The organism is Enterococcus sp. 12F9_DIV0723, from assembly GCF_002174375.1.
GTDB lineage: Bacteria > Bacillota > Bacilli > Lactobacillales > Enterococcaceae > Enterococcus_A > Enterococcus_A gilvus.
Map to the genome: position 1 here is coordinate 1,410,437 of NZ_NIBK01000001.1, position 2,520 is coordinate 1,412,956.

The window sequence follows — 2,520 nt, forward strand, 5'->3', positions numbered from 1 at the left end:
ACAAGTCTAATATATCTCTTTTAATGGTACATGCACAGGATCATTTAATGAATGCAATAACAATAAAAGATTTGGCAATAGAACTTGTTGATATATTAGAGAAAGGAATGATAAAAAATGATAAAAATTAGATTAATTTGTTCAGCCGGAATGTCTACATCTTTAGTAGTACAAAAAATGATAACAGCTGCAGAAGGAAAGAAGATTGAGGTTGATATAAAAGCAATGTCAGAAAGTGCCTTTGATAGCCTAAAAGAGGATGTAGATTTACTATTATTGGGACCTCAGATTGGATACTTGGAACCACAAATACAGGAGCGCTACAAGGATAAAGCCTGGCCAATTGCTGTTATTGACATGGTTGACTATGGAATGTTAAACGGTGAAAAAATACTCAATGATGGACTTAAAATAATGGAGGAAAACTAAAAATGAAAAATATTCAAAGCTGGAGACAAAAAATTAACCCAATCATAGGGAAAATTCAAAATAGTGCCTTTGTGAAAACTATTACAGCAGGAATGATGGTATCGATGCCGGCTACTATGGCAGGTTCGTTCGCAACTATTCTTTTGAGCATTCAAGTTGGGGGATTTCAGGATTTCCTGGTTAATACAGGAATTAGAGCAATTTTGGATACTATTATTTTGGTAACAATTAACGTATTTGCTCTTTACGTTGTTTTTGGTATTGCCTATCACTATGCATCAGCAAAGAAACAATCTGGTGCTATGGCTGGTGTTACGGCATTGGCTTCATTTTTAGCTATTACTCCATTTATTTCAGAAGTAAATGAATTTGGAACAGTTAATTATTCTTTACCAATTGATTGGTTAAGCGCACAGGGGATTTTCAGTGCAATGATTGTTGGTTTTGTAGTAGCTATTTTGTTTGTATTTATTAAAGAAAAAGGATGGACCATTAAGTTACCTAAATCAGTACCTCCTGTAATTTCATCAAGTTTCGAAAGTATTATTCCAGGATTAATTATACTAAGTCTTTTCGGAACTATTTCCCATCTATTTACATTAACAACCTTTGGTTCATTTCACCAAGCTGTATTGTCATTATTACAAACTCCTTTACAAAATATCGGAGGAAGCATTTGGGCAATTATGTTGATAGCATTTATTTCTCAAATTTTATGGGTTTTGGGAATTCACGGGCCAATGGTAGTACTTTCAATAGCAGCAATGGCTTGGAGACCATTAGATTTAGAAAACTTACAAGCTTTTACTGCAGGAGCAGCAGAGTTACCAAACATCACAGGAATGTCATTTTATATGGTTTACTCATTCGCGGGTTGGGGGATGGGGCTAGCAGTATGTATGCTGTCTCTTATACACATCTAGATTAGTGGTATTGCAGCTACACCACATCCAGAAAAAACAATAGTTGACAAAAATATTGCAGTAGTGGGTGTATTGAATCAGCCGATTATTTGGGATACTCATAGGATCAATTTAGTTATTCTGGTGAATTTAAAAAGAGACTATAATCAAGAATTGGAATCGTTCTATCAGAAAACTACCAATTTACTATTTAATCATAAAAAAGTAGCAGCTTTGATAAGGAATCCAACATTTACAAATTTTATGACATTATTGTCGAATTGAAACCGTGTTCAAAAGTACCGTTTTGAACACGGTATTTTTTTGGTTGGAGAAATTATTAGAAAACTTGCAAAATAGTATTTGTAAGGGGGACAGTTCATTGGATAAAGAAGTGATAAGTGAAGAGCAAGTAATAATGGGAATTATTATTAATGGTGGAGATGCGAGATCAAAAGCAATTAAAGCAATTCAAAAAGCAAAATCGAGTGATTTTGAAATCGCTAACGAACTATTGAAAGAATGTAAAGAGTCATTGTGCAAAGCTCACAATGTTCAAACAGAATTAATACAAGAAGAAATTAGAAGAACAGACAAGTCTAATATCTGTCTCTTATACACATCTAGATGTGTATAAGAGACAGATATAATATAGAGCGAAAGGATTTACATAGAAAGGTTTTAAGTTCTATTGATAGCCAGATTGAAGAAATGTTGGACAATGTAGAAATCTTATACACATCTAGATGTGTATAAGAGACAGGTTTTAAGTTCTATTGATAGCCAGATTGAAGAAATGTTGGACAATGTAGAAAATGAATATTCGTTAAATTTTAAGAATAATTCTGAATTGAAGGAAAATCTTTTTAAACACCTTATTTTTATGTTGGCCAGAGTCAGATTCAATATATTTATAGATAATCCAATAACAAGTCAATTAAAAAACAATTTTTCTTTTTCATTCGCAATTGCTAAAACGGCTTCTGAAGTTCTTGAAAAACATTATAATCGTAGTATTCCGGAAGGCGAAATCGGTTTTTTAGCTATGATATTTTCGGTTGTTGTCGATCACAAAAACAAGAAGAACAGAAATATTCTATTTGTATGCGCTAGTGGAATGGCAACTTCGAGATTTTATCGTGTTCAATTTGAGAACAAGTTTGGAGATTATATTAATCGATCTTATGAG

6 protein-coding genes are annotated in these 2,520 nt (G+C 32.8%); all 6 read left to right on the plus strand.

The window, feature by feature from the left end; all coding sequences use genetic code 11:
- The coding region (locus A5868_RS06750) for a PTS lactose/cellobiose transporter subunit IIA (protein WP_140404344.1) at positions 1-131 on the plus strand (131 nt) is incomplete at its 5' end.
- Positions 118-429 carry a PTS sugar transporter subunit IIB gene (locus A5868_RS06755; RefSeq protein ID WP_087654101.1) on the plus strand — a complete coding sequence of 104 codons (312 nt, stop codon included), beginning with the start codon at positions 118-120 and terminating at the stop codon, positions 427-429. The genes A5868_RS06750 and A5868_RS06755, both read left to right, overlap by 14 nt.
- Positions 430-431: 2 nt before the next feature.
- Positions 432-1,352, plus strand: a complete 921-nt coding sequence (locus A5868_RS06760; protein WP_087654102.1) for a PTS transporter subunit EIIC — start codon at positions 432-434, stop codon at positions 1,350-1,352.
- 9 nt (positions 1,353-1,361) lie between these two features.
- A complete protein-coding gene (locus A5868_RS19510; protein WP_369596935.1) occupies positions 1,362-1,616 on the plus strand; it encodes a PTS sugar transporter subunit IIA in 255 nt (84 codons plus the stop codon).
- A 97-nt stretch (positions 1,617-1,713) separates the two neighbouring features.
- Positions 1,714-1,968, plus strand: coding sequence for a PTS lactose/cellobiose transporter subunit IIA (locus A5868_RS06770; protein ID WP_087654104.1), 255 nt, complete (start codon positions 1,714-1,716; stop codon positions 1,966-1,968).
- A gap of 159 nt (positions 1,969-2,127) precedes the next feature.
- Positions 2,128-2,520, plus strand: a 393-nt coding sequence (locus A5868_RS06775) for a PRD domain-containing protein (protein ID WP_140404345.1), incomplete at its 3' end; no start/stop codon positions are given.

Excerpts from the sequence above, each read along its gene's own strand:
- A5868_RS06755 (WP_087654101.1), top strand. The coding sequence starts at position 118 with ATGATAAAAATTAGATTAATTTGTTCAGCCGGAATGTCTACATCTTTA.
- A5868_RS06760 (WP_087654102.1), top strand. The coding sequence starts at position 432 with ATGAAAAATATTCAAAGCTGGAGACAAAAAATTAACCCAATCATAGGG.